This is a genomic window from Bacillota bacterium (assembly GCA_024655925.1).
Classification (GTDB): domain Bacteria; phylum Bacillota; class DTU025; order DTU025; family JANLFS01; genus JANLFS01.
The window spans coordinates 5,003-6,600 of the sequence record JANLFS010000135.1; the positions used below are offsets into that span (position 1 = coordinate 5,003).

At 54.6% G+C, this 1,598-nt stretch carries 1 protein-coding gene; it reads left to right on the forward strand.

Features of this window, described 5'->3' with window-relative positions; genetic code table 11:
• A partial coding sequence (locus NUW23_14605; protein ID MCR4427390.1) for a sigma 54-interacting transcriptional regulator occupies positions 1-1,263 on the forward strand: 1,263 nt, incomplete at its 5' end.
• Between the last annotated feature and the right edge of the window lie 335 nt (positions 1,264-1,598).

Consider the following 1,598-nt stretch of genomic DNA (forward strand, 5'->3'; position numbering starts at 1 on the left):
TACACGCGGGAAGAAGTAATTGGACGCCATGTCTCAGACCTGGTCAGGGAAGGTTACTTCAGTCGCTCAGTAGTAATGCAGGTGCTATCGACAGGCCAGCCCCAGATGAACGAACAAGATTATCCGCGTAGTGGAAGAGTCATTGAAGTGACGACTGTGCCGCTCCGGGACAGCACGGGTAAGATCACTCACGTGGTCAGTGCGTCAAGAGACATAACTGAACTCAGGAAGGCCAAGAACGATCTCCTACAGACCAGAGAATTGGCCTTACGGTATAAGAGCGAGATCATACAATTGCGCCGTAGGCACGGCCTTGACGGCCCCGTGTTCTCATCCAAAGCCATGGAGCAGGTCGTGGATCTTGCCGGACGGGCTTCTCAGTTCGATGCTACGGTGCTCATAGAAGGTGAATCGGGAGTTGGGAAAGGAGTGATTGCAAGGTTTATACATGAGGTAAGCCCCAGGAACAAAGGGCCGTTTGTCAAAGTGGACTGCGGTGCAATCCCCGAGGGACTCCTTGAAGCCGAACTGTTCGGTTATGAGGGTGGAGCATTCACAGACGCAAGAAAGGAGGGGAAGGTGGGGGTGCTTGAAGTCGCCACGGGTGGGACTCTGTTCCTTGACGAAATCGGAAACCTGGCGCCAAGCCTCCAGTCGAAGTTGTTGAGTGTGATACAGGACCGTGAGATAAAGCGCCTTGGCGGTACGCGACCGATGGCAGTGGATGTTCGTTTCCTGGTAGCAAGCAGGGAAAGCCTCAAGGAACTGGTAGAGGCCAAGAGGTTTCGTGAAGACCTCTACTATCGTTTGAATGTCATCAGAATCCATGTTCCGCCGCTCCGTGACCGCCCGGAAGATATACTCCCTATTACTCTCCATTGCCTTAAGAAGCTCAATGATCGGTACGGTCTTTCGACCGGGATATCTCCCGAGGCCGTGGCAGTCCTACAATCCTATGCCTGGCCAGGCAACATACGCGAGTTGGAGAACGCCATCGAACGTGCGCTTGTAGTGAGTAGAGAGGGAATCATTGGGAGGGCCGATCTGCCCCCCGAAATCGGAGCGGCGGGATCACAAGCACTACCAGAAAGATCTACGTTTCGGGAGACCATGCGCCGGACCGAGCTCGACCGCATTAAGAAAGCTGTCGAATCCGGCTCGAGCTTCGAAAGGATAGCTCGCGAGATTGGGGTCCATCGCACAACTGTCATGCGGAAGGCAAGACAAATGGGTCTCGCGATCAACAGCAGACGTAATGCCTGACAACGTGCGCTACGCACTATGCCGTGCTACTTGCACCATCACCTGACAGTGCGGTCCAGCAGGACTGTGCCCCCCTGTGAAGTGCGCCCTGCACTGTGAATCCCTGAGGCCGACCATCATAGCCCCTGGTATGCGCGTTTTTCGTCACTCGTCTCGTGACGGGCACGAAACTTGCGAACCCAAACATGAGAACTGGGAATGCCGAAATCACGTTGAATTTGGGGAGGGGGCCTTGCTGGTTGGCGCGGGCGAACGAGAGGCAAGTAGATGAGTGGTACCGCCAGTCAATAGTCATCGATGGATTGAACGCAGCCAAGATTACTAGTGACTACGTT